The organism is Mycobacterium sp. shizuoka-1 (assembly GCF_002723835.1).
In the GTDB taxonomy this organism is placed as follows: Bacteria; Actinomycetota; Actinomycetes; order Mycobacteriales; family Mycobacteriaceae; genus Mycobacterium.
Window position 1 is genome coordinate 752 of record NZ_BEWG01000071.1, and the last position, 2,789, is coordinate 3,540.

At 66.3% G+C, this 2,789-nt stretch carries 1 protein-coding gene and 1 pseudogene; both read right to left on the reverse strand.

Annotation, left to right across the window (positions count from 1 at the left end):
- Positions 1 to 1,412, reverse strand: a pseudogene (locus MSZK_RS20770) (NADH-quinone oxidoreductase subunit G); the annotation flags it as partial.
- Complete coding sequence (nuoF, locus tag MSZK_RS20775; RefSeq protein WP_099250520.1) at positions 1,412 to 2,713, reverse strand: NADH-quinone oxidoreductase subunit NuoF; 1,302 nt, start codon at positions 2,711 to 2,713, stop codon at positions 1,412 to 1,414. The gene nuoF and the pseudogene MSZK_RS20770, both read right to left, overlap by 1 nt.
- Positions 2,714 to 2,789: the final 76 nt, after the last annotated feature.

Sequence of the window (2,789 nt, forward strand, 5' to 3'; positions counted from 1 at the left end):
CGGCTGGTGGCCAGTCGCTCGCCGAGCAGGATGATCGCCCCGGGCGGCAGTTCATCGGTGAGCCCGTCGAGGGCGGCGGCTTCCTGGCCGGGTGCGGTCATCACGACCTGGGCCGCGAGCTTGACCGATCCCGGTGAGGCGAAGGGTGCGATCGTGACCACCCGCAGCCCGTGCTTGCGAACTGCCTTGCGCAGCCGCAGGAACACGATCGGGGATTCGTCTTCGGGCTCGAACCCGACCAGCACCACCACGGGTGCGGCCTGCAGGTCGGCATAGCTGACCTCGCGGCGACCGGCCACCTGGGCGGCCAGGAACTCTTGTTCTTCCACCGAATGGAGACGGGACCGGAAATCGATGTCATTGGTCCCCAACACGATCCGGGCGAACTTGGCGTAGGCGTAGGCATCCTCGACCGTCACCCGACCACCCACCAGCACGCCGCTGCGACCCGACGTCAGCCCAGCGGCGGCCACTGTGATGGCCTCTGACCACGACGCCGGGCGCAGCGCGCCGTTCTCGTCGCGCACCAAGGGCGTGGTAAGCCGGTCACCCACCCGGGCATAGGTGAACGCCCAGCGACCCTTGTCGCAGTTCCACTCCTCGTTGACCTCCGGGTCGTCACCGGCCAGCCGGCGCAACACCACCCCACGGCGATGGTCGGTGCGCTGAGCACACCCCGAGGCGCAGTGCTCGCACACACTGGGACTGGACACCAGATCGAACGGGCGCGCCCGGAACCGATACGCCGCCCCGGTCAGCGCCCCGACCGGGCAGATCTGCACGGTGTTGCCGCTAAAATACGAGTCGAACGCCTCACCCGGGCCGATCCCGACCTGTTGCAGCGCACCGCGTTCCAACAGGGCGATGAACGGATCCCCGGCGATCTGCTCAGAAAACCGGGTGCAACGCGCACACAACACACACCGCTCCCGGTCCAGCAGCACCTGACTCGACAAGTTGATCGGCTTCGGATAGGTCCGCTTCACCTTGTCGAACCGGCTCTCCGTGCGCCCACTGCTCATCGCCTGGTTTTGCAGGGGGCATTCGCCGCCTTTGTCGCACACCGGGCAGTCCAGCGGATGGTTGATCAACAGCAGCTCCATCACCCCGTGCTGGGCCTTGTCGGCGGCCTCGGAGGTGAACTGGGTGCGCACCACCATGCCGTCGGCCACCGTGGTGGTGCAACTGGCCATCGGCTTGCGCTGACCTTCCACCTCCACCAGGCACTGCCGGCACGCCCCGACCGGATCCAGCAACGGATGATCACAGAACCGCGGAATCTGCACCCCCATCAACTCCGCCGCCCGAATCACCAACGTGCCCTTGGGCACACTCACCTCGACATCGTCGATGACCAGGGCCACCATCTCCACGGCAGGTGCTGGTGCGTCCGTGTCGGAAGTCTGCGTCATCAGACACCCACCCCTTCCGGTGCGGCCAGCATCGAGGCGCGCGCGTCAAACGGGCAACCCCCGCCCAGGTGCGCCTCGTACTCGGCGCGGAAATGGGTGATCGAGGAGACGACCGGCGAGGCGGCACCATCACCCAACGCGCAAAACGACTTCCCGTTCAACGTGTCGGCGATGTCGAGCAGATTGTGCAGGTCGGCGTAGGTGGCCCAACCGCCTTCCAGGTCGGCGTAGATTTGGCTGAGCCAGTAGGTTCCTTCGCGACACGGTGTGCATTTTCCGCAGGACTCGTGGGCGTAGAACTGGGTCCAGCGGCGCACCGCGCGCACCACACAGGTGGTCTCGTCGAAGATCTGCAACGCCTTGGTGCCCAGCATCGACCCGACCGAGGCCATGCCTTCGTAATCCAGCGGCACGTCGAGGTGTTCGGCGGTCAGCAGCGGGGTCGACGATCCACCCGGGGTCCAGAACTTCAACTCATGACCCGCACGCACACCCCCGGCGTAGTCGAGCAACTCCCGCAACGTGATTCCCAGCGGCGCCTCGTACTGACCCGGCCTGGTCACATGCCCCGACAACGAATAGATGGTGCAACCCGGTGACTTCTCGGTGCCCATCGAGGTGAACCAGCCGACCCCCTTGAGCAGGATGGGTGGCACGCTGGCGATGGATTCGACGTTGTTGACCACCGTCGGGCAGGCATAGAGCCCCGCTTCGGCCGGAAACGGGGGCCTCAGCCGTGGTTGGCCGCGGCGACCTTCCAGAGAGTCCAGCAGCGCGGTCTCCTCACCGCAGATATACGCGCCGGCGCCGGCGTGCACGATCAGGTCCAGATCGAAACCCGAGCCTGCGATGTCGGCGCCGAGGTAGCCCGCCTCGTAAGCCTCGGCCACCGCGGCCTGCAGTCGGCGCAGCACCGGCACCACCTCACCGCGTACATAGATGAACGCATGCCGGGCCCGAATCGCATACGCCGCGATGATCGCCCCCTCCACCAGGGCGTGGGGTGTCGCGTACATGAGTGGAACGTCCTTGCACGTACCGGGTTCCGACTCGTCGGCATTGACGACGAGATAGTGCGGCTTGGCATCGTTCTGCGGGATGAAGGACCACTTGGCGCCGGTGGGGAAACCCGCACCGCCGCGACCGCGCAGCCCGGACTCTTTGACTGTCTCAATCACCTCGACGGGTGTCATCGTCAACGCCTTGGCGAGTGCCTGGTAACCGTCGTGACGCAGATAGCTGCTCAGGGTCCAGGATTCCGGCTCGTCCCAATGCCGAGTCAACACGCGGTCGAACGCCATCTCAGCCCTCCCCGTCGTCGATCGGACCGAGGCCGGCGAGGGTGCGTGCTGTTTGGCGGAAGGGGCAGAGTTGGGT